This window comes from Bacteroides sp. 2_2_4 (assembly GCF_000157055.1).
Taxonomy (GTDB): Bacteria; Bacteroidota; Bacteroidia; order Bacteroidales; family Bacteroidaceae; genus Bacteroides; species Bacteroides ovatus.
The window spans coordinates 226,478-249,787 of sequence record NZ_EQ973361.1 but is presented as its reverse complement, the minus strand read 5'-3'; the positions used below and the strand labels follow the sequence as shown (position 1 = coordinate 249,787).

Genomic DNA, 23,310 nt, shown 5'->3' with positions numbered 1-23,310 from the left:
TTTATCTTGCATTTAAGGCAGAACCGGCACGGAACCAAGCTATCTGCTGTTCATTATAGGTATGTTGCACTTCAAAACTTTCTTTCGTTCCGTCTTCGTGATGAAGAACAATCGTCAAATTGCGCCCCGGTGCGAAATGGACTAAGCCTGATACGGACAGAAGATCGTGTTCCCGAATTTTATCATAGTCTGCTTTATCTACAAAAGTAAGAGCAAGCATTCCTTGTTTTTTCAGATTTGTTTCGTGGATACGGGCAAAACTCTTAGCCAAAATGACACGTACATTGAGGAAGCGTGGTTCCATGGCTGCATGTTCACGGCTGGAACCTTCTCCATAATTCTCTTCGGCAACAACAATAGACGGAATACCTTCGGATTTATACATCTTTGCCGTACCGGAAACTGTTCCATAAGTATTTGTCGAACGATTCCAAACACGGTTCGTTTCACCATTGAAAGCATTGACAGCTCCCATCAGCATATTGTCGGAAATATTCTCCAAATGTCCCCGGAAGCGGAGCCACGGACCTGCCATAGAGATATGGTCGGTAGTACATTTTCCCTGTGCTTTAATCAATAAAGGCATGTTCAGCAAGTCCTGTCCGTCCCATGCCGGGAAAGGAGTCAGAAGCTGGAGACGTTGGGAATCCGGTTTTACCCTGATTTCCGTTTTTGCTCCGTGCGGGGCAATATACCCTTCATTTCCCTGTTCAAAACCTTTCAAAGGAAGCTCATCTCCTACAGGCTCGGAGAGTTTCACTTTTTCTCCGTTATGATTCACCAGTCTGTCTTTCAACGGGTTGAAACAGAGATCACCGGCTATTGTTAACGCCATCGTTAGTTCCGGAGAAGCTACAAATGCATAGGTGTTGGGATTACCGTCAGCGCGTTTGGCAAAATTACGATTGAAAGAGGTGACGATTGAGTTCTTTCGTGTCGGATCATCCGTCTCACGTTTCCACTGACCGATACAAGGTCCACAAGCATTTGCCATAATCGTGGCTCCCAGCCGTTCAAAAGCCTCAATCATACCGTCTCTTTCGGCAGTAGCCCGAATTTGCTCCGAACCCGGATTGACGATCAGTGGAGAAGCGACGCTCAAATTCTTTTCTGTCACCTGCTTTGCCAGAGAAGCTGCACGGCTCAAATCCTGATAAGAAGAATTGGTACATGAACCTATCAAGCCCACCTCCATTTTACGGGGGTAGCCGTTCAATAACACTTTTTCTGCAAATTCAGAGATGGGAGTAGCGGCATCCGGTGTAAACGGCCCGTTTATATAAGGTTCGAGTTCTGACAAGTCAATTTCAATCACACGGTCGTAATAGTTGGATGGTTCGTCGGTCACAATGTCGTCTGCACGAAGGTCTGCACCAACAGATTCAGCCCAATCGACTACACAATCTCTTCCGGTAGCTCTCAAATAAGTAGCCATGCGCCCGTCAAAGGGAAACAAAGAGGTAGTAGCTCCAACTTCGGCACCCATATTGCAAATGGTAGCTTTCCCGGTAGCAGAAAGGGATTCGGTTCCGGGACCAAAATATTCGATAATAGCATTCGTTCCTCCTTTTACGGTAAGGATGCCGGCCAGTTTCAGAATCACATCTTTCGGAGAGGTCCAACCACTTAGTTTTCCGATCAGACGGACACCGATAATCTTTGGCATTTTCAGCTCCCATTCCATTCCTGTCATCACATCCACGGCATCCGCGCCACCGACACCGATAGCCACCATGCCCAGTCCGCCTGCATTAGGCGTATGAGAGTCTGTTCCCACCATCATACCGCCAGGGAAAGCATAGTTTTCGAGCACTACCTGATGGATAATTCCTGCTCCCGGTTTCCAGAAGCCGATGCTATAACGGGAAGATACATCACGGAGGAAGTCGTATACTTCTTCATTAGTCAGTCTTGCCGTAGCAATATCCGCCTTTGCGCCTTTATACGCCTGTATCAAGTGATCGCAATGCACTGTCGAAGGCACAGCCACCTGATCCTTACCTGCATTCATAAATTGAAGCAAAGCCATCTGCGCAGTTGCATCCTGCATAGCCACACGGTCGGGACGAAAATTCACATAATCCTCCCCCCGTTTGTAATCTTTCAAATCGGCTACATCATACAGATGAGCATACAAAATCTTCTCGGCCAACGTCAAAGGGCGTTTCAGTATAGCCCGTACGTGTTCTACCTTTCCTTTATAAGCAGCGTAGAAAGCTTCTAACATAGTCACATCATATACCATATTGCTTTTTGTTTTTTTAGTCTATCTATTAAAATAACGAACGGCGTTCGAGTAATGTTTAACAAAATGAAATATTTTTTCTACCCGGAACGAAGATTTGTTACCTTTGCGCCTATTATGAGTAATAATCCGAAAAGTCCCATTATAGACCTTCAGCAACAGCAACTCCTCCTGCGGATGGAGTATGAATATGAGAAAGAAGAATTTAAGCGGCAGACCGAAACAATGGGTGTTGCCCGTAAAGTGAAGCGCGGTCTCTGCTGGTATCCTGTCTCTCTTGGCCGAAGTTACTACAATTCGCTGAATCAGCTTGTAATAGATATTACACGGACCGAAAATAAAGAAATAGAGCATTCCTTTGAGTTCGGCCGTCCTGTTTGCTTTTTCCACCAGTCATTCGAAGGAAAAGTGAAGTATATGGATTTCATCGCTACCGTCAGCTTTGCCGACGAAGAACGAATGGTCGTTGTACTCCCCGGAGCGGGAGCTTTAGCGGAACTGCAAACTGACGGTATACTGGGGGTACAACTTTATTTTGACGAAACATCGTACCGGGCCATGTTCGAGGCACTGGAAGACACGATACGTGCCAAGGACAACCGCCTGGCGGAACTGCGCGACATTTTGCTGGGTACCCAAAAGCCGGGATTCCGCGAATTATATCCTGTCCGCTTTCCATGGCTGAACAGTACACAGGAAACAGCTGTTAACAAGGTGCTCTGTACGCGTGACGTATCTATTGTTCACGGTCCTCCGGGAACTGGAAAGACAACGACTCTTGTCGAAGCGATTTACGAAACGTTACACCGGGAACCACAAGTGCTTGTCTGTGCGCAAAGCAACACAGCTGTCGACTGGATTTGTGAGAAACTGGTAGACCGGGGAGTACCCGTGCTCCGCATTGGAAATCCAACCCGAGTCAACGACAAAATGCTTTCATCCACTTACGAACGCCGGTTTGAAAGTCATCCTGCCTATCCGGAGCTTTGGGGAATCCGCAAATCTATCCGCGAAATGGGTAGCCGGATGCGCCGGGGTAGTTATTCTGAACGGGAAGGAATGCGTAATCGCATGAGTCGTCTCCGCGACCGTGCCACGGAGTTGGAAATTCAAATCAATGCCGATCTTTTCGACAGTGCCCGTGTGATTGCTTCTACCCTAGTCAGCAGCAACCACCGCCTGCTCAACGGACGTCGTTTTTCGACTTTATTCATCGACGAAGCTGCACAAGCCCTCGAAGCTGCCTGCTGGATTGCCATCCGTAAGGCAGACCGTGTCATCCTTGCAGGAGATCATTGCCAGCTTCCGCCGACTATCAAATGTATAGAAGCCGCTCGTGGAGGACTGGATCACACGTTAATGGAAAAAGTGGTTCAGCTAAAGCCTTCTGCTGTCTCTTTACTAAAAGTACAGTACAGAATGCACGAGGCCATCATGCAGTTTCCTTCCGACTGGTTCTACCACGGAGAATTGGAAGCCGCCCCGGAAGTACGCTACCGAGGTATTCTTGACTTTGACACTCCTATGAACTGGATTGATACTTCAGAAATGGACTTTCACGAAGATTTTGTAGGCGAGAGCTTCGGACGCATCAACAAGCAGGAAGCCAATCTATTACTACAGGAACTGGAAGCATATATCGAACGTATCGGCAAAGAACGGATACTGGATGAAAGAATTGATTTCGGTCTGATTTCACCCTACAAAGCGCAAGTGCAATATTTGAGGGGAAAGATCAAAGGGAATAGCTTTTTACGTCCCTTCCGCAGCCTCATCACCGTAAACACGGTAGACGGTTTTCAGGGACAGGAGAGAGATGTTATTTTCATCAGTCTTGTACGTGCCAACGAGGATGGACAGATTGGCTTCCTGAATGATTTGCGAAGAATGAATGTAGCGATTACAAGGGCACGAATGAAGCTTGTTATATTAGGAGATGCCTCCACCCTTACCAAACATCCTTTCTATAAAAGACTGATGTTATTCATTAAAAAGGAGGATTAAATTTAATCCTCCTTTTAACAAAGTGCACTTTCTCACGAAACCGCACTTCGTTTTAACACAAACAAAACAAACAATATTTTATTTCACATCAGTACTATTCTTTATTTAAGAAGTCAATAAATGACTTTTATTTTCAATATACAAATACAGATCTTAAAAAGAAATATCAACTTCCACAAAGGTAAAACACACTAAATCACCACTTCTGAAAAATCAAAAGCAGCGTCATTCGTTTATCTATTTAGTGATGTTAATCATTCTTCAGAGCTGGTTAAGTTAATTCATACTTCTCGTTTATTTTATCTGATGACGCAAAGATAAACATAAACTTGCATTTTTTGTCCATATAATCAATATATTTTTGAAAAAAAATTTCGGCAAGCCTCATTTGTTCATTTCTAAATCTCTTTTTAACAAAAAAAAGAGAGAAAGCAAACAGCCCTCTCCCTTTTAGAAACTTGTATAATTTATCCAGCTTAATTATTTTCCGGACGAAGTTTACGAACAGTTACAGCAGTCTGCCACATTTCGCTTTCACGTAGTTGACGGAGCTCTTCATTCAATTTTTCACGATAATCAGGTTGTGAATTACTATCGATAGAAATCTGTGCTTCGTTACCAGTCTTGACGCTATGATACAACTTTTCAACTACCGGTTTGATAGCGTCGTGGAAAGGGCCCATCCAATCAAGAGCACCACGTTGAGCAGTAGTAGAACAGTTAGCGTACATCCAGTCCATACCGTTCTTTGCAAACAACGGCATCAATGACTGTGTCAGTTCTTCCACTGTTTCATTGAATGCTTCAGAAGGAGTATGACCGTTTTCACGCAATACTTCGTACTGTGCCAGCAACAAACCTTGGATAGCGCCCATCAATGAACCGCGTTCACCTGTCAAGTCAGAAGTAGCTTCACGTTGGAAAGTTGTTTCGAACAGATAACCGGAACCAATACCGATACCCAGTGCGATGGTTCTATCCATTGCTTTGCCTGTAGCATCCTGATAGATAGCATAAGAAGAGTTCAAGCCACGTCCTTCGAGGAACATTGTACGCAAAGAGGTACCCGAACCTTTAGGAGCAACCATGATAACGTCGATATCAGTAGGAGGAACTACACCTGTACGGTCGTTCCAAGTGATAGCAAAACCATGTGAGAAATAAAGAGCTTTTCCGGCAGTCAGGTAAGGCTTGATAGTAGGCCATACAGACATTACTGCTGCGTCAGACAACAAGCACATTACGATAGTACCTTTCTCGCAAGCTTCTTCAATGCCGAACAAAGTTTCGCCCGGAACCCATCCGTCTGCTACTGCTTTATCGTATGTTTTTCCTTCACGTTGACCAACGATTACATTGAAACCGTTATCACGCAAGTTCAGTGCCTGTCCAGGTCCCTGTACGCCATAACCGATTACAGCAATTGTTTCATTTTTCAATACTTCACGAGCTTTTTCCAATGGAAATTCGTCACGGATTACTACAGTTTCAGTAGTACCTCCAAAATTCAACTGTGCCATTTTCTTTTTGTTTTTAGTTTTTGATGACTTACGTCATCCGTTATTAATTAATTTTGTATTCTCACATTTATTCAAATATCACTTTCGAACGGCAAACAACTTCGCTGCCATTCTTCTTTACTTCTACGTGAAACTCGTTTGCATTCACTTCATCGCAGAAGAAAGAGAGCTCATCACCAAAATAACTTTCGGCTACGTACGCCATCTCGAAACGGCGGATACGTTTGGTCTTGTATAGCTCTATCGGGAACAAATCAAGGATATGCTCGATGTAACGGATGCTGTTCACATGACCGTTAATATCAATATCACTGTATTTTGCCGTCAGGGTAGCCATTGGCTGGTCGCTTGTCACTTTAATACGTGAAGGCTTTTCAATAGGACAAGGTTCGTCACAGACATAATCTACGATACTTCCTCCGTGCAAGGTCAGTAAATCGGCCGGTTTGCGGGTATTGAGATTAATCATCGCCCATACGGAACGCGCATAACCAATCTTTTTCCCATCCTTATCAATAATAGCGAAGTTACGGTCAGTAAACAAGCGGTAAACATTTTCCACCCATGTTTGAACTGAAAAATCCTCATATTGATAAGGCATTTCATCCAACTCAATGGCCAGACGCGAAAGTACCCAAGTGTAATTATCCTCGTTCAGTGTTGCAATACCAAAGCCACGGTCACTTGCGTGAAAACCGGCACAATTCAACAAATGATTTCCCAGTACGCCCATAGTCAGACGTCCGTTAAAGTCAACATGGAACGGTTCTGCCACAAACTGATAAGTTCCTATTTTATTTTCTTCACTCATTATTCTTGTTGGTTTTTACTCTGGTTATACATGGCTTCCCGTCCATCGAGAAACTCGTTCACCCGTTCAAAGCAACTGGTGGTAATCGCTACGCGTCCCGACCGTACAAACTGCAAAACACAATTTAAAGCCTTCAGTTCACCGTAGAGTGAGGTTATATCTTCGCTCATACCATTTTTCTCGACAATAGAAAATACCGGATTAACTTCCACTACACGGGCATTGTATCTGCGGATCAACTTGGATGCTTCCGGAGTTTCCTGAAAAGCAGGAGTAGATACCTTATATAGTGCAATCTCATGGAAGTATATTTCATCCTCGGTGAAATAATGTGCCTGAATCACATCGATCTTCTTTTCGATCTGTTTCACTACCTTCTCAATGGTGTCCTTATCCGTCAAGGCTGTAATCGTATACTTGTGTACACCTTTAATAGAAGAAGCAGATACATTCAGACTCTCGATGTTGATTTGCCGACGAGTAAATACAGCAGTTACCTGATTCAGCAATCCGGCTATATTTTCGGAATGAACTATTATCGTATATAATGTCTTGTCACTCATAATCCTAAATTTTAATTGCGAACTTTCAATCTTCCATTCTCAATATTCAACTTCCCCTAGCATTCCAACAGCATCTGATTGACCGAACCACCCGGAGGAGTCATCGGCAAAACATTGCCTTCTTCCACTACGCACGCTTCGAGCAGGAACGGACCATCTGTCGCCAGCATTTCTGCAATAGCTTCTTTCAGTTCTTCACGGGTGAAAGCACGTTTGGAAGGAATATCATAAGCCGAAGCAATCTTCATGTAATCCGGATTCAACATCGGGGTAAACGAATAGCGACGGTTGAAAAACATAGCTTGCCACTGACGTACGTTTCCGAGGTAATTATTGTTCAGGCAGATAATCTTCACCGGAGCCTTCTGCTCCATAATCGTACCCAGTTCCTGAATATTCATTTGCAGTCCGCCATCTCCCATAAATACGCATACGGTACGCTCCGGTGCTCCGAAAGTTGCCCCGATAGCTGCGGGAAGCCCGAAGCCCATTGTTCCAAGCCCTCCGGAAGTAATGATACTGCGTTCTTTCGTATATTTAAAGTAGCGTGCAGATATCATCTGATTTTGACCTACATCTGTTACCAAAACAGCTTCATGGTGAGTAGCGTCACTTACCGCACGTACCACTTCCCCCATACTCAACGAGTTTGTGGCAGGATGAAGTTCAGGACGGATTACTTTTTCCTCCTCTACTTTCTCATATTCTTTGAAGCTATCAATCCATTCGGTATGAGTGTTCTTTTTCAGGAGCTTCGTCACAGAAGCCAGTGTTTCCTTGCAATCTCCCAATACAGCTACATCTACCTTTACATTCTTATTAACTTCCGCAGGATCGATATCAAAATGAATCACTTTTGCCTGTTTGGCATAAGTAGCCAAATTACCGGTCACACGGTCGTCAAAACGCATACCGACAGCAATCAGCACATCACATTTATTGGTATTGATATTCGGTCCCAGATTGCCGTGCATACCCAACATACCTTTATTCAACGGATGTTCTGTCGGCAAAGCCGAAAGTCCGAGCAGCGTACAACCCGCAGGCATATCCGCTTTTTCGATAAACTCGCGCAATTCGCTCTGTGCATTTCCCAGTTCAACACCTTGTCCAACCAATACAAGCGGACGTTCAGCGTTATTAATCAGTTCGGCAGCAGCCTGTACAGTCTCCTCGTCCGTATCGGGAACAGGAACATAACTACGGATAAAATCGACTTTCGTCGGTTCGTATTTCGTTTTCTCTACTTGCGCATTTTTGGCAAAGTCCAGTACCACCGGCCCCGGACGACCACTACGGGCAATGTAAAACGCACGTGCTACCGCCCAGGCTACATCTTCCGCACGGCGAATCTGATAACTCCATTTAGTGATTGGCTGGGTAATACCTACCAAGTCAACTTCCTGAAAAGCATCGGTCCCAAGAAAGCCTGTTCCTACCTGTCCGGCAATCACCACGATAGGCGTACTATCGATCATCGCATCCGCAATGCCTGTTACCGTATTGGTTGCTCCAGGACCGCTCGTCACCAGGCAAACACCTACATCACCCGACACACGGGCATAACCTTGTGCGGCATGGGCGGCTCCCTGCTCGTGACGAACCAAGATATGGTTCAATATATTTTGATGATCGTACAAGGCATCGAATACCGGCATAATAGAACCACCGGGGTAACCAAAGATGGTAGTCACTCCCTGATGTTCCAAGGAGCGCATCAAAGCCTCTGCACCTGTTATTAAATCTTTCATATTAGTTGATAGTTGATAAATGATAAATGATAGTTGAGAAATGACAGTTGAAAATGAATGGTTTACAATCATTGCGCTAAGTGCTGCGCAGCTAACTATTACCTATCAACTATCACCAACTATATTATATAATTCTCACTGCTCCCTTATCGGCAGAGCTTACCATGCTGGCATACGCCTTCAGGCTCTTCGGTACATAACGGTCACGAGTGACAGGAGTCATCGGACGGGCCGCCAGTTCTTCATCCGTCAGTCGCACGTTAATCTTCCGGGCCGGAATATCGATTTCGATAATGTCTCCGTCTACAATTTTTCCGATATTGCCTCCAGCTGCCGCTTCAGGAGAAATATGTCCGATACTCAATCCGGAAGTTCCACCGCTGAAACGTCCGTCGGTAATCAAAGCACATTCTTTTCCGAGATGACGGGATTTTATATAAGAGGTAGGATAAAGCATTTCCTGCATACCGGGACCACCCTTCGGACCTTCGTGCGTGATGACGACGACGTCTCCACTGACGACTCGACCTCCGAGGATGCCTTCACAGGCTGCTTCTTGCGAATCAAATACTTTGGCAGGTCCGGTAAACTTCCAGATACTTTCGTCTACACCTGCTGTTTTTACTACACAACCGTCTTGAGCAATATTGCCTTTCAATACGGCCAGTCCGCCGTCTTTACTGTAAGCATGTTCCAAGTCACGGATACATCCGTTTGCACGGTCTTTATCCAGTTCCTTATAGTACATACCTTGTGAACCAAGTACAAGATTGAATTTATTTCCGGCTGCGCTCGAATATTTCTTAATTGCTTTTTCGCTCACATTCGGGCTGGTGATTGAATATTCGTTAATGGCTTCTGCCAGTGACATTCCATCTACCCGACGAACGGATGTATCTATCAAACCTCCCTTTGCCAGTTCGTCCATAATGGCAATGATACCACCAGCACGGTTTACATCTTGAATATGATATTTCTGTGTATTGGGAGCCACCTTGCAGAGACAAGGAGCCTTGCGGGAAAGCATGTCGATATCATCCATCTTGAAGTCTACCTCTGCTTCGTGAGCAACGGCCAACAAGTGAAGAACCGTATTGGTAGATCCCCCCATTGCTATATCCAGCGTCATGGCGTTCAGGAAAGCCTGACGGGTAGCGATGCTACGAGGAAGTACACTTTCGTCTCCTTCTTCATAATATAATTTTGCATTTTTCACGATCAGTTCCGCAGCATCTTTGAAAAGTTGCGTACGGTTTTCGTGTGTCGCTACAATGGTTCCGTTGCCGGGAAGAGCCAGTCCGATTGCTTCATTCAGGCAGTTCATCGAGTTGGCGGTAAACATACCGGAGCAGCATCCGCAAGTAGGACAAGCATTTTGCTCGATATTCGCTACTTCCTGATCGCTGACACTTTCGTCGGCCGATTTAATCATCGCATCGATCAAATCCAGGTGCTGGCCATTCCATTCTCCCGCTTCCATCGGACCACCCGATACAAATACGGCAGGAATATTCAGACGCATAGCCGCCATCAACATTCCGGGAGTGATCTTATCGCAATTGCTGATACATACCATTGCATCCGCCTTGTGCGCATTGACCATATATTCTACGCTGTCTGCAATGATGTCACGTGAAGGAAGCGAATAAAGCATACCGTCATGTCCCATTGCTATACCGTCGTCGATAGCTATTGTATTGAATTCCGCAGCGAAGCATCCTAGCTTCTCAATCTCTGCCTTCACCAGCTGACCGATTTCATGTAGGTGTACATGCCCCGGGACAAACTGTGTGAACGAATTGACGATAGCGATAATGGGTTTACCCATCTGGTTCTTCTTCATGCCGTTGGCTGCCCACAATGCACGGGCTCCCGCCATCCGACGGCCTTGTGTACTAAACGAACTGCGTAATTGCTTTTTCATTTCAATCTATCTTTTAATTAAAGAGCCTTCCTCACACAAGTGAGAAAGGCTCTAAATTCTATCTTTTATGGTACGAACACATACAACACAAAACCTTTCTCACGCTCTTGATGGGACCACCACGACGCGAATAATATGCAGGACTGCTAGGTTAATAGATGTATGTAACATATTCATATCTTCTTTTCTTTATTTTCGTGCTGCAAAGGTAAGGGCTTTTTTATTATATCCAAACAAATCGAAGAAAAAAATCACTTAAAAGCGAATAATTGTAAGAAAAGGGAGGTATTATTTCTCTATTTTATCACTTAAAGGTTGAATTTACAACTATTATCTAACTGCGCACCTCACTTTCTTTTTCTGACAAAAGCACTTAATAATCTGAAATTTACCCTCCCTATACCGGAGTACAAGCAAATAATTCGTATCTTTGTAGACCCGTATTTACGGGAATTATTAATCAGAAACAAAAAAGATCAGATGGAAACAGTAGAAAACAAGTACATTACCGTTGCATACAAACTATATACAATGGAAGATGGTGAAAAAGAGTTGTTCGAAGAAGCAAAAGCAGAACATCCCTTTCAATTCATTTCAGGATTAGGAACAACACTCGAAGATTTCGAAAATCAGATAACTGCTCTTTCTAAAGGTGATAAATTTGATTTTACCATTCCGGCAGATAAGGCTTACGGACAATATGACGAACAACACGTTATTGACCTCCCCAAAAATATTTTTGAAATAGATGGCAAGTTTGATAGCGAACGTATTAAAGAAGGTAACATCGTACCTTTGATGACTGGTGACGGTCAGCGCGTAAATGCCAGCGTAGTAGAAATCAAACCGGATGTTGTAGTAGTTGACCTCAATCACCCGTTGGCTGGTGCCGACCTGATTTTCGAAGGTGAAATACTGGAAAGCCGTCCTGCTACCAACGAAGAAATCCAGGAATTGGTGAAAATGATGAGTGGCGAAGGTGGTTGCGGTTGCGGATGCGACAGCTGCGGTGATGGCTGTGGCGACGACTGCGGTTGCGAAGGCGGACACTGTCATTAATTGAAGTATTAAGTATAAAGTATTAAGTATTAATTTCGTGCGGATATAGCCGGAGTTTTAATACTTAATACTTTTTTTATGCCGTCATTCCGGCTAATACCTAATACTTGATACTTAATACTTAAAATCAGCATCCTTTGTGCGTCATGATGTCAAGTACCATTTTATCCGTTTCGTTCATGGCTTGCGAGCCGATTCTTGTCAGGTTACGGATACTTTGGTCTACATCTTCATCTATAATTCCTTCTACGGAAGTCACACAACGGTCTTCCATTGCCATCATGGCAGACAGTACGGCTGTCGAAACTCCGGTGGTTACCTTCAAGGCACAACTCGGTTTTGCACCGTCACAAATCATTCCTGTCAAATTGGCAATCATGTTTTGAACAGCGAAGGCAACTTGATTGTAGTTTCCTCCCATTAACCAGGTGATTCCACAACTGGAACCTGTGGCAGCTACCACACAACCACACAAAGCAGACAAACGTCCCAAACTTTGTTTGATATATATAACAGTGAGATGGCTAAGCATTAAAGCACGGATCAGTTCTTCTTCACTTTTTCCGTTTTCTTCTGCAAAGACAACGACAGGAAGTGTAGCGGATATCCCCTGATTACCACTGCCGGAATTACTCATTACAGGAATCATAGCACCGGCCATACGGGCGTCACAGGCAGCCGACGTATAAGAGAGGATATGAGAAAACACGCTATCCCCCATCACTTTATGCTCATAAGTTCCCCGAAGCATTTTCCCTAAAGAATGTCCGTAGTTACCTTTAAAGGCTTGCTCGGCAGCAGCTTTGTTCAAACGGGCTGTGTCAAGGATGAAACGGATTTCATCCAGCGGAGCAGTCAGTGCAAAGTCATATACTTTACGCAAGTTTAGTTCGGGCGAAGCCTCTTCCTCTTCCTCGCTGACTGTCTGTTGCTTGTCGAGCAACGTTTGCTCATCTTTGGCTATATATATAAAGGTAGTATGTCCACCGGCAATGATGGCTTTAGCCGTTTTATCTTCCGTTTTACAGATCACTTCGATATAAAGCTTTTCCGTAATATCTTCTTTTAGAGAAATACAAATCCGTTTTTCTGCGATGAATTGTTTTCCCTGTTCCACCGCTTCCGGCGTACAATCCCTCAATACCTCCAACTGATAATCTGATTTGCCAATCAACGCACCCAAAGCAACCGCTATGGGAAGCCCGACCATACCCGTTCCCGGTATTCCGACTCCCATGGCATTCTTTAATATATTAGCACTTAACAGGACTTCTATCTTTTCCGGTTTCGCTCCCAGTGTTTCGGCAGCTTTAGCTACACAAAGCGCTACTGCGATAGGTTCCGTACATCCGATAGCCGGAATGACCTCCTTCTTAATCAATTCTATAATTTGCCTTCTTTCTGATTCAGTCATGGACTTATAAGTTTTGGTTCCACAAAAATAGGAAATTCTTTCTTTTCCAACATTCTATAATGAACAAATAAAATCTCATATTGTTATAAAACCTCCCATACACCAAACTTTAATAGAAAGAATTGATAGAAAAATGAAAGCAAAACACATAGTTGTTTATTTGCTACTAGCTATTGTTTCCTCTTCATGTATCCGCGAAGAAGCTCTCAATGCAGAAGCAGACATATTAAGTTGCGCACTACCAGGAGTAGCCATGACAACCAGTCCTATTATTAACAATAATTCCATCACTATCTTCGTCGGTCCGGGAACTGATATTTCAGAACTTACACCTGAATTTACATTGACTCCGGGAGCTACAATTAATCCTCTTAGCGGTACGGAACGAAATTTCAATACTCCACAAGAATATACTGTTACAGCTGCCGATGGTGTTTGGAAGAAAACGTATATCATATCCGTTATCGACACGGAACTTGCCACGAACTATAATTTCGAAGATACGCTTGGCGGAAAGAAGTACTACATATTTGTAGAACGCGAAGGAGGTAAAGTCGTTATGGAATGGGCCAGCGGAAATGCGGGCTATGCCATGACCGGCGTAGCCAAAACTGCTGATGACTATCCCACTTTCCAAATAACGGACGGAAAAGCCGGCAAATGCCTTTCTTTAGTGACACGCAGTACCGGATTCTTTGGACAAATAGCAGGAATGCCTATCGCGGCAGGAAATCTGTTTATCGGTTCCTTTGATGTAAGCAATGCAATGAGTAATCCGCTTAAAGCAACTAAATTCGGTCTTCCTTTCCGGCATGTACCTACTTATCTGGCTGGCTATTATAAGTACAAAGCGGGAGATCAGTTTACAGAAGGAGGCAAACCTGTAAATGGGAAACGGGATATCTGTGACATATATGCCATCATGTACGAAACCAGCGAATCTGTTCCAACCCTTGACGGAACGAACGCATTTACCAGCCCAAACCTGATTTCAACAGCACGGATTAATAATGCCAAAGAAACGAACGAATGGACTTACTTTAAGCTTCCTTTCACCACTCTCCCCGGCAAATTCATAGATAAGGAAAAGCTAATGGATGGAAAATACAATATAGCCATAGTGTTCACCTCAAGTCTGGAAGGAGATCATTTTAACGGAGCAATCGGAAGTACGTTGCTCATTGACGAGGCCGAGTTAATCTATCACTCGGAAGATTAGTGGAACTAAATAACTTTATAACAACAAAAACGATGAAAATCTATCCGTATATATTCAGTTTACTAACCTGTATAGGAATAGCCCTCCCCGGCTATGCACAGGTTGATCGAAATGAAACACTGATCCGTTCCGCCCTTCACGGAATGGAATATGAGATAAAAGCAGGTTTCAGCATTGGCGGCACAGCCCCGCTTCCTCTTCCGGTGGAAATCCGTTCCATTGACGGATATAACCCGACATTAGCTATCAGTATAGGAGGTGAAGTGACCAAATGGATTGCCGTTCAGAACAAGCTCGGAATTATAGTCGGATTGCGACTTGAAAACAAAGCAATGACTACCGAAGCCACCGTGAAGAATTACAATATGGAGATTCTCGGGCAGGGAGGTGAAAGAATCAGCGGAGTATGGACAGGCGGAGTAAAAACCAAAGTACATACTGCCGGACTGACAATACCTCTGATGGCTACCTACAAACTAACCAACCGGTGGAACATCAAAGCCGGGCCTTATTTCTCCTATCTACTTTCAAGAGAATTTTCAGGTCACGTATACGAAGGATATTTGCGGGAAGATAATCCCACCGGTCCGAAGGTTGAGTTTACCGACGGTAAAATTGCAACATACGATTTCTCGGACGACTTGAGACATTTCCAGTGGGGATTACAGATAGGAGCCGGATGGCGAGCCTTCAAGCACCTCAATGTGTATGCCGATCTTACCTGGGGATTGAATGATATATTTAAAAACGATTTTAATACAGTCACTTTTGCCATGTACCCCATCTACTTGAATATAGGTTTCGGGTATGCTTTTTAAGTCCCACTAGGCTCTGCCACCTGCTTCACTCCGGAGTAGGTTACTTTCACCGTCTGTTGCAATGCAGGCACTTTCACATTAATAGTCATGTCTGCATTTCCACCTTCTACAGTTCCCGTAACTGTTACAGGACAAGTACCCAAAGAGGCAGCATCTCCTTCAAATGTAAGATCTTGCTGTCCGGTGAATGTAGACATACCTTCCCCCTTTTTCACTTCACATTTATCAATGACAATATCTCCAAATTTTAATATCTGCTGGTTGATGAACAATTCAAAATCCTTCAGTTCAATCTTCACTTCCGTATTGCTGACCTGCGAAAGCGTGATAAACTTCTCTATTCCGTCGCCGATGACAATTTCCTGATCGGAGCCATCCGGTATCATGGACATATCCAGATTTCCCCAATACGTTCCGATTACATCCGGAGCCGTTATCACAGCTTCCTCTTCGGGAGGATTCTCATTATTCTTGTTATCACTATCGTCGTCATCACTGCTACAAGCAGCAAAGAGAGTAAGAGAACATACCAATGCCCATAAATACAATAGATTCTTTTTCATACGTCTTTGGTTTAGTTATTACAATAAATTCGTCCTTTATAAACTAAAAAGAAGAAAAAAGGTTCAATATGCTTCCTTTTTCGAAGTTATTTCGAGTTCGCAACTTTCTTACCGAAAACTTTGTTATATTTGCATATAGTAATTTTAAAAAAGCCACAACTATGTTTAATTCATTTGGCAATATCTTTCGACTCACAAGTTTCGGTGAGTCTCATGGAAAAGGAATTGGAGGAGTGATTGACGGATTCCCATCAGGAATTACCATCGACGAAGAATTTGTACAACAAGAACTAAATCGCCGTCGTCCGGGACAATCAATCCTTACCACCCCACGCAAAGAAGCTGATAAAGTAGAGTTTCTTTCAGGTATTTTTGAGGGGAAATCAACCGGGTGTCCTATCGGTTTTATCGTTTGGAATGAAAACCAACACCCCAATGACTACAACAATCTGAAAAATGTATATCGTCCTTCACACGCTGATTACACATACACGGTGAAGTATGGAATCCGTGACCATCGCGGCGGCGGACGTTCCTCTGCACGCGAAACGATTTCGCGCGTTGTAGCCGGTGCATTGGCTAAGCTGGCACTCCGCCAACTGGGAGTCAATATCACTGCCTATACCTCACAGGTAGGTCCTATCAAGCTTGAGGGTACTTACTCGGACTATAATTTCGACCTGATAGAAACCAACGATGTACGTTGTCCGGACCCTGAAAAAGCAAAAGAAATGGCAGACCTTATATATAAGGTAAAAGGTGAAGGCGATACCATCGGAGGTACACTGACCTGTGTCATTAAGGGATGCCCCATCGGATTGGGACAACCTGTTTTCGGTAAACTTCATGCTGCCCTGGGTAACGCCATGTTAAGCATCAACGCTGCCAAAGCATTCGAATACGGTGAAGGATTCAAGGGTTTGAAAATGAAAGGTTCCGAACAGAACGATGTTTTCTATAACAATAACGGACGGATCGAGACGCACACCAATCACTCCGGAGGTATTCAGGGAGGATTGAGTAATGGTCAGGATATTTATTTCCGTGTAGTGTTCAAACCGATTGCCACGCTGCTGATGGAACAGGAAACTGTCAACATTGATGGCGTCGACACCACTCTGAAAGCACGCGGACGTCATGACGCTTGTGTATTACCTCGTGCCGTACCTATCGTAGAAGCAATGGCCGCCATGACTATACTCGATTATTACTTACTGGATAAAACGACGCAACTCTAATGAACGAGATTCAGAAATACATAGCGGCACACGAACCAAAGATGATGGATGACTTGTTCAGCCTTATTCGCATTCCCAGTATCAGTGCTCTGCCGGAGCACCACGACGATATGCTGGCTTGTGCGGAACGCTGGGCACAGCTGTTATTGGAAGCAGGTGTGGACGAAGCATTGGTAATGCCCTCACAGGGCAATCCGGTTGTTTTCGCTCAAAAGATCGTGAACCCGGATGCAAAGACTGTATTAATCTACGCTCATTACGATGTGATGCCGGCCGAACCATTGGAACTCTGGAAAAGCGAACCGTTTGAACCGGAAATACGTGACGGACATATCTGGGCACGTGGAGCGGATGATGACAAAGGACAATCGTTCATTCAGGTGAAAGCATTTGAATATCTCGTCAAAAACGGATTACTGAAGAATAATGTGAAGTTCATCTTCGAGGGTGAAGAAGAAATAGGTTCACCCAGTCTGGAAGCTTTCTGCGAAGAACATAAAGAATTGCTGAAAGCAGACGTTATTCTGGTGTCGGATACGAGTATGCTAGGAGCTGAACTGCCTTCATTGACTACTGGTCTGCGCGGGCTGGCTTATTGGGAAATAGAAGTGACGGGACCGAATCGTGACTTGCATTCCGGACATTTCGGGGGTGCGGTAGCCAATCCGATCAACGCGCTTTGCCAGATTATTAGCAAAGTAACGGATGCCGACGGACGTATCACTGTTCCCGGATTCTACGATGATGTGGAAGAAGTGCCGCAAACCGAACGGGAAATGATAGCCCATATTCCTTTTGACGAAAAGAAATACAAAGAAGCAATCGGTGTAAAAGAGCTTTTCGGAGAAAAAGGATATAGCACATTGGAACGTAACAGTTGCCGTCCGTCTTTTGACGTATGTGGCATTTGGGGCGGATATACAGGAGAAGGTTCTAAAACCGTACTGCCTTCAAAGGCTTATGCTAAAGTATCTTGCCGGTTAGTACCGCATCAGGATCACCATAAGATTTCGCAAATGTTCGCAGATTATATTCTTAGTATCGCGCCTGATACAGTACAGGTAAAAGTGACTCCCATGCACGGGGGACAAGGATATGTGTGCCCGATTTCACTTCCTGCCTATCAGGCAGCAGAGAAAGGTTTCGAGATCGCTTTCGGGAAAAAGCCGTTGGCGGTACGCCGTGGCGGAAGTATTCCCATCATCTCTACTTTCGAACAGGTATTGGGAATCAAAACCGTATTGATGGGATTTGGACTCGAATCGAATGCGATCCATTCTCCGAACGAGAACTGCTCATTGGATATCTTCCGGAAAGGGATAGAGGCAGTCATAGAGTTTCATCAGGAATATGCCAGACGATAAAGCGGATAAATAACAATCAAGTTATAAACGATACATATAAAAGAGTGGTGGACAAGCTTGATTACAAGCATTTGTCCACCACTCTTTTATATATCTATCACACTGACAAATTACATGACCGGAGTCTCGAAAAGGAAGGTAAATGATTGGCTGTCTTTCAAATCCTTCACTGCATCACCTGCATAAATTTCGCCCTTTGTCAGAGACAGTTTCTTAATGCCGGCTTTCGGACTAAAATCAATTTTCTTCAAATCCAGCCAAAACAAATTCGGAGTCAGGGTAGATTCGAAATAATATACCTTATTCTTCTGATCGGATACGGAACGCCAACGGGTAGAAGATATATAAGGCTTCTCCGGTGTATTAATACCAAATGGCACGGAAACATTACGCATCACACTCAATACGCTGGGAACTGCAATCTTTGCATCCGCAATTTGGGGAATGGCATGAATGTAGAATGAAGCCCGTACAAAACGGTCGCTTGCCCGATTGGTTCCGGGTAACATCTGTAAGCCACCGATTTCTTTCCAGTAATCATTAATGGCCAACTGCTGTTCATATCGAGGAGAATTTGTCATCACCCGGTATTCTTTTCCTTCGTGAATACTTAATTTCCCATCCAGATATTCCAATACAGCCGTATTGCCTGTTTCATCGGTTATGGCCAGATGTAAGGTAGACTCCGGTCCTCCATTCGGCATACGGGGAGCATCAATGCGGAAAGTCTCCTTTTTCAATTCATCCACCGCTTCGCGTACCGTGGCAAAGTTATCAAGCACATACTGTGTCCAAATGCTGATGCCCATTGCCGGACGGGTATCGCCGGGAAGAGAGTAAATGGATTCCGGCAAGAAAAGCAGGCTAGCCACTAATCCTTTCTCGTTCATTCCGTCACAAGTACCTATATCATATCCTGTAGCAATCACACTTCCATATTTGGAAGTCCAGTTCACAGTTTTCTCTTTGTTATGTCCCATACGTTGGATGCCACGCGGAAATACATAGATATTCGTCATGATATCTTCCTTCCAGTCCATTGTACGTCCTGTTACCACCATCTGGTCAGGGCCTATATACACTGCACGCGTACATGCTTCTACAGGCTGTATACTCATCAAAGAGACGGCAGCCAACACCAATGCAACTCCTGCTAATTTTTTCTTCATGTTCATTCTATTTAAATAATTGATCTTCTTATTTATAAATAACAAACGCGCCACGATTATTGCCTAAAAGAAAGAGGATTTTAATGAAAAAAAGGCATTTATTCAATGCAGGAAGAAATTTTGGGTTTTCAACGTATGAGGGTTATCATCACAAAGATCATTTCTTAGCGAAGAATATTAAATAAATTTAAGTGTTACTATTGCAGTCATTGCTACTTTAGTTCGTCCAATAAATAAACATACAATTATCATGATAAAAGAGTACACCAAACAAACTATAATCATTTGCTTTCTATTACAAGGAATCGCATTATCAAGCAGAGCGCAAGAACAACAAATGTGGCAACGATACCACGATAAATGTCGAAGAGAAGCAAGTATTATTGACACTCTCCCCTCCAAATTGGAAAAAGCCTTGCACTGGTCGCCGACAATAAATAAAGAACAAAAAGAGGTTATACGCTATATACTATGGAATATGGTTTATGTGGAAGGTGGTACAGCCAATCTCGGAGACAACAACAACTATCCCGTGGATGTAGCCTCTTTTTTCATCAACCGATATGAAGTTAGTCAGGATGAATGGTATGTCATTATGGGAGAAAATCCTTCTAACCAACACAGACGTAACTATCCGGTAGACCAAGTCAATTGGTTCAACGCTCAACGGTTTACCAAAAAACTTTCTCAATTAAGCGGTCTACCCTTCCGTCTCCCCTTCGAAGCAGAATGGGAATATGCAGCACGTGAGGGACTAAAAACCAAGAATTTCATCTATGCCGGCAGCAATAATGCAGAACAGGTTGCCTGGTTTAGAGAAAAATATTATAATACTTACGTGTCCAAAGAAACAGGGACGAAGAGGCCCAACGAACTGGGACTTTATGACATGAGTGGAAACGTATATGAATGGTGTATGGACTGGTATGACAGAAAGGTTCCTTTTACCGGAAACATCGCTCCGGTTATATGCGAAAAAGATACGCATAAAGTGTTACGTGGAGGTAGTTATTATACCTTCGAGAAATATTGTAAAGTCACCAGCCGCTACGGAGTTAACCCGCAACGATGGGATATTGATTATGGATTACGGCTGGTAGTGTCACTGCCAGATTAAAAGAGGAGCATATTATTCACTGTATTATTTTAGCTCCTCATTGTTCTAAATACTGTTATTATATACAAATGTCAAGTCGACTTATTGATCGGCCAGTTTATAAAGTTCATATCCTCCCAATGCCAGTACATAAGGCAGATTAAGAATAACGTCGGCATCCTTCTCCACCTCTTCGGGGTACTTTTGCAGCAATTCGTTGAAAGGCATAATGAGAGGGTGTTGCAAGAAAACTTTATCTTTCACCTCGGCACGTCTCCAGCCAGCCACTGTACGCTCGGCATTCCATCGGTATTTCTCCATGCGCACCAACAGACACAAAACTTGAGACGGTAGATTCTCATTGAACATAGATTCGGATATGCGTGCCGGCGAACGTTCGCTCCGCTTAATACCGTAGCCTAGCGTACGACAAAATACACTATAGGCATCCAGTTGATAGCGGTTAGCCCAACGTAACGGCTCGCTCAATTTATTCCACAGATACTGTGCCTGGTGATTCATCAAAATGAAGTCGGCAGAGTGGTTGCCATAAGATTCATACATCTTCCTCAACACCTCTTTCTGCTTGAGGCTTTCATCCGTATAACAACAATCGTAGAGATAATTCACATACAAAGCCAGTTTATCCTGCAAAATGTTTTTCTTCATTCCCCTGTCTACCATGCCGAACACCTTGACATAACGATAACGCCCTTGCTCATCGTCCACTATCGACGACAAATCGTTATTGAAATCCTGACGGATAAGTACACGACACTGATGCTGATAAACCTCATGCGGCAAGTTGAGCCCTAATGAGAGACTCAAATCGGGATCATGCACACAAATAGCCACTGTAAGCATACAGTGTTTATTTTGTGCCCATTGTTGTAAACGGGTGCGCATAGCAGTACTACAAATGTCGTCATGGCAATATTCGACCTCTATGTCGTCTATCTGACTCTCTATATAAGGAAATTGAGCTTTGAAGTAGTCTTTCTGTGACTCCATCTCTCGATCTACTAAAGTGATGCGGGTACGTATGCGTTCATCTGTCGGCAGACGGTCATCGTAATTGGCATAATGGCAGATACGTAGTGCTTCAAGCAGCAACGAGCGTCCCATCCGATTGAATCCCACAATAACCAGATGCACATAGTCTTGGCTAGTAGCATTCCAGCTTCCATCAGGTTGTTGCGTTATGCTTATGGGGCGATAGTCTAGCGGATCATAATACCTTTCACTATCGGCAGCATAGAGACTCCATAGTTGCCGTGCCAAATTCTCGTGGAGGTTAAAGGGACGGAAAAAGATATTAGGTTTCCCCTCAATGCAAAACACCTCCGGCGGCAGATTCATTTTCTGTATGTTAGAGTATGAAGGGATACTGTCAAACTGCACATACACAGGCATCACCTTGCCATCGGGGCATTTGCCACGCAGAGCACTTACCAAATGCACAATCGCTATATTTTTAGCATCGCGTCCGCAACGTTCTTCATCACCCAGTACATACACTTCACTCGCGCTCGCTATGTTCAACCGCTGAAGTTCTTCGATCGACTCTATGTTGCCAAAGTAAACAAGCACTTGCCGCTCTATTTCGATGGGCAAGGCAGACTGTATGCGATGACGTACCGTTGCCGCCTCTATACCGCTCATCAGTAAGATACGTGCCGAAGAACATTCGTTATATAGTTCGCGTATCATATTGATAGATAGTTCATTGAAGCCTATCAATACATAATGTTGAGTTATGTTGCGGTAAGTCATTCGCCCCGTGTTTACTACATCCACACGCCGCTCTATAATGTTGGAAGTGGTAGAGATGAGCACACCGCCCAATAAAATGGATCCCGAAAAGCTAACAATTCCCAGCAATAGCCTGCTGGACCAAGCTGTCTCGTTCATTTGGTTACCAGGATCCACAAAGTTGTTGTACACCACCCAGAGCCTTTCGCCCCATTCCTCATGTCCATACAATTGGATAGAAAAGAACATCACGATGATAAAGAAGATAGCCAGCACCGTAGCAATAGTAACGAGTAACAGGGTGAGCTGCGACTTGATACCTCCCGAAATGGTGCGATCCATATACTCTTGTGAGAATATCTTCTTGTAGTAGTTTATAAAACGGTTCATGCTTATAACTTATTGATAGCAAAACATACAAGTCCTGCCCATATTGTGTACATTTCGAGCTATTTGTTCTGATAATCGTACCATATCATGCACCAATACCATATAATCCGTATCAATGGGATTTGGTTGACAGTCGTGTTTCATAAATAGAATATTTAGAGTTGTGTACAAATATAGTATTTTTCAACAAATCAAATAGTTTTTCACTTAACTATTTTCAGCAGTGTACTTTACCTTGTTATCGTATGGCAGTATATAAAATGAAATTCACCAGTACAAGAAGACATTAATCGCAAGATAACAGCTATGGAACGAAGTAAAATTCGTATAAAAATGGAGTAAGATATTCTACTTCCATAAAGTAATATCTCCATAATCTTTATTGTATTTAAGATTATTCAGTGCATAGA

17 protein-coding genes are annotated in these 23,310 nt (G+C 43.7%); 7 read left to right on the top strand and 10 right to left on the bottom strand.

Going from position 1 to position 23,310, the window contains the following annotated elements:
* Position 1: 1 nt before the first annotated feature.
* The gene (locus BSCG_RS11740; RefSeq protein ID WP_008776292.1) at positions 2 to 2,245 is read right to left on the bottom strand and encodes an aconitate hydratase; all 2,244 of its coding nucleotides are present in this window, start codon (positions 2,243 to 2,245) and stop codon (positions 2 to 4) included.
* A gap of 66 nt (positions 2,246 to 2,311) precedes the next feature.
* Here BSCG_RS11740 and BSCG_RS11745 point away from each other — a divergent pair, with 66 nt between their 5' ends.
* Positions 2,312 to 4,249 carry an AAA domain-containing protein gene (locus tag BSCG_RS11745; RefSeq protein WP_050428045.1) on the top strand — a complete coding sequence of 646 codons (1,938 nt, stop codon included), beginning with the start codon at positions 2,312 to 2,314 and terminating at the stop codon, positions 4,247 to 4,249.
* Between the two features lie 476 nt (positions 4,250 to 4,725).
* On the opposite strand, the gene ilvC is transcribed toward BSCG_RS11745, so the two are convergent.
* The 5 genes from ilvC to ilvD all read right to left on the bottom strand — a co-directional run bounded on the left by ilvC (position 4,726) and on the right by ilvD (position 10,818).
* A complete protein-coding gene (ilvC, locus tag BSCG_RS11750) occupies positions 4,726 to 5,769 on the bottom strand; it encodes a ketol-acid reductoisomerase (RefSeq protein WP_008650279.1) in 1,044 nt (347 codons plus the stop codon).
* A gap of 67 nt (positions 5,770 to 5,836) precedes the next feature.
* On the bottom strand, positions 5,837 to 6,580 hold the full coding sequence (locus tag BSCG_RS11755) for an acyl-[acyl-carrier-protein] thioesterase (RefSeq protein ID WP_008650277.1): 744 nt from the start codon (positions 6,578 to 6,580) through the stop codon (positions 5,837 to 5,839).
* A complete protein-coding gene (gene ilvN, locus BSCG_RS11760; RefSeq protein ID WP_008650275.1) occupies positions 6,580 to 7,143 on the bottom strand; it encodes an acetolactate synthase small subunit in 564 nt (187 codons plus the stop codon). Before ilvN ends, BSCG_RS11755 begins: the two co-directional genes overlap by 1 nt.
* 56 nt (positions 7,144 to 7,199) lie before the next feature.
* Positions 7,200 to 8,894, bottom strand: a complete 1,695-nt coding sequence (gene ilvB / locus BSCG_RS11765) for a biosynthetic-type acetolactate synthase large subunit (protein WP_008776289.1) — start codon at positions 8,892 to 8,894, stop codon at positions 7,200 to 7,202.
* A gap of 124 nt (positions 8,895 to 9,018) precedes the next feature.
* Entirely contained in the window at positions 9,019 to 10,818 is a 1,800-nt protein-coding gene (gene ilvD, locus BSCG_RS11770; protein WP_004312414.1) for a dihydroxy-acid dehydratase, read from the bottom strand.
* A 480-nt stretch (positions 10,819 to 11,298) separates the two neighbouring features.
* On the opposite strand from ilvD, the gene BSCG_RS11775 reads away from it, so the two are divergent.
* On the top strand, positions 11,299 to 11,877 hold the full coding sequence (locus BSCG_RS11775; protein ID WP_004313581.1) for a peptidylprolyl isomerase: 579 nt from the start codon (positions 11,299 to 11,301) through the stop codon (positions 11,875 to 11,877).
* Positions 11,878 to 12,004: 127 nt separating this feature from the next.
* Here the strand turns inward: BSCG_RS11775 and BSCG_RS11780 are convergent, their stop codons facing one another.
* Positions 12,005 to 13,291 (bottom strand): serine dehydratase subunit alpha family protein, encoded by a 1,287-nt coding sequence (locus BSCG_RS11780; protein WP_008776287.1) that lies wholly within the window; start codon positions 13,289 to 13,291, stop codon positions 12,005 to 12,007.
* A 133-nt stretch (positions 13,292 to 13,424) separates the two neighbouring features.
* Between BSCG_RS11780 and BSCG_RS11785 the strand changes: the two genes are divergently transcribed.
* Positions 13,425 to 14,510 (top strand): PCMD domain-containing protein, encoded by a 1,086-nt coding sequence (locus tag BSCG_RS11785; protein ID WP_008776286.1) that lies wholly within the window; start codon positions 13,425 to 13,427, stop codon positions 14,508 to 14,510.
* A 32-nt stretch (positions 14,511 to 14,542) separates the two neighbouring features.
* Entirely contained in the window at positions 14,543 to 15,328 is a 786-nt protein-coding gene (locus BSCG_RS11790; protein WP_032849562.1) for a porin family protein, read from the top strand.
* Here the strand turns inward: BSCG_RS11790 and BSCG_RS11795 are convergent.
* Positions 15,325 to 15,891 carry a calycin-like domain-containing protein gene (locus tag BSCG_RS11795; RefSeq protein ID WP_008776284.1) on the bottom strand — a complete coding sequence of 189 codons (567 nt, stop codon included), beginning with the start codon at positions 15,889 to 15,891 and terminating at the stop codon, positions 15,325 to 15,327. The two genes, BSCG_RS11790 and BSCG_RS11795, sit on opposite strands and share 4 nt — an antisense overlap.
* 161 nt (positions 15,892 to 16,052) lie before the next feature.
* On the opposite strand from BSCG_RS11795, the gene aroC reads away from it, so the two are divergent.
* A complete protein-coding gene (gene aroC, locus BSCG_RS11800; protein ID WP_004306728.1) occupies positions 16,053 to 17,129 on the top strand; it encodes a chorismate synthase in 1,077 nt (358 codons plus the stop codon).
* Positions 17,129 to 18,493, top strand: coding sequence for a dipeptidase (locus BSCG_RS11805; protein ID WP_004299465.1), 1,365 nt, complete (start codon positions 17,129 to 17,131; stop codon positions 18,491 to 18,493). Before aroC ends, BSCG_RS11805 begins: the two co-directional genes overlap by 1 nt.
* A 110-nt stretch (positions 18,494 to 18,603) precedes the next feature.
* Here BSCG_RS11805 and BSCG_RS11810 read toward each other — a convergent pair whose 3' ends face one another.
* Positions 18,604 to 19,662, bottom strand: a complete 1,059-nt coding sequence (locus tag BSCG_RS11810) for a linear amide C-N hydrolase (protein WP_004312408.1) — start codon at positions 19,660 to 19,662, stop codon at positions 18,604 to 18,606.
* Positions 19,663 to 19,912: 250 nt separating this feature from the next.
* Between BSCG_RS11810 and BSCG_RS11815 the strand changes: the two genes are divergently transcribed.
* On the top strand, positions 19,913 to 20,779 hold the full coding sequence (locus tag BSCG_RS11815; RefSeq protein ID WP_008776283.1) for a formylglycine-generating enzyme family protein: 867 nt from the start codon (positions 19,913 to 19,915) through the stop codon (positions 20,777 to 20,779).
* Positions 20,780 to 20,860: 81 nt separating this feature from the next.
* Here BSCG_RS11815 and BSCG_RS11820 read toward each other — a convergent pair whose 3' ends face one another.
* Entirely contained in the window at positions 20,861 to 22,900 is a 2,040-nt protein-coding gene (locus tag BSCG_RS11820) for a hypothetical protein (RefSeq protein WP_004312406.1), read from the bottom strand.
* Positions 22,901 to 23,310: the final 410 nt, after the last annotated feature.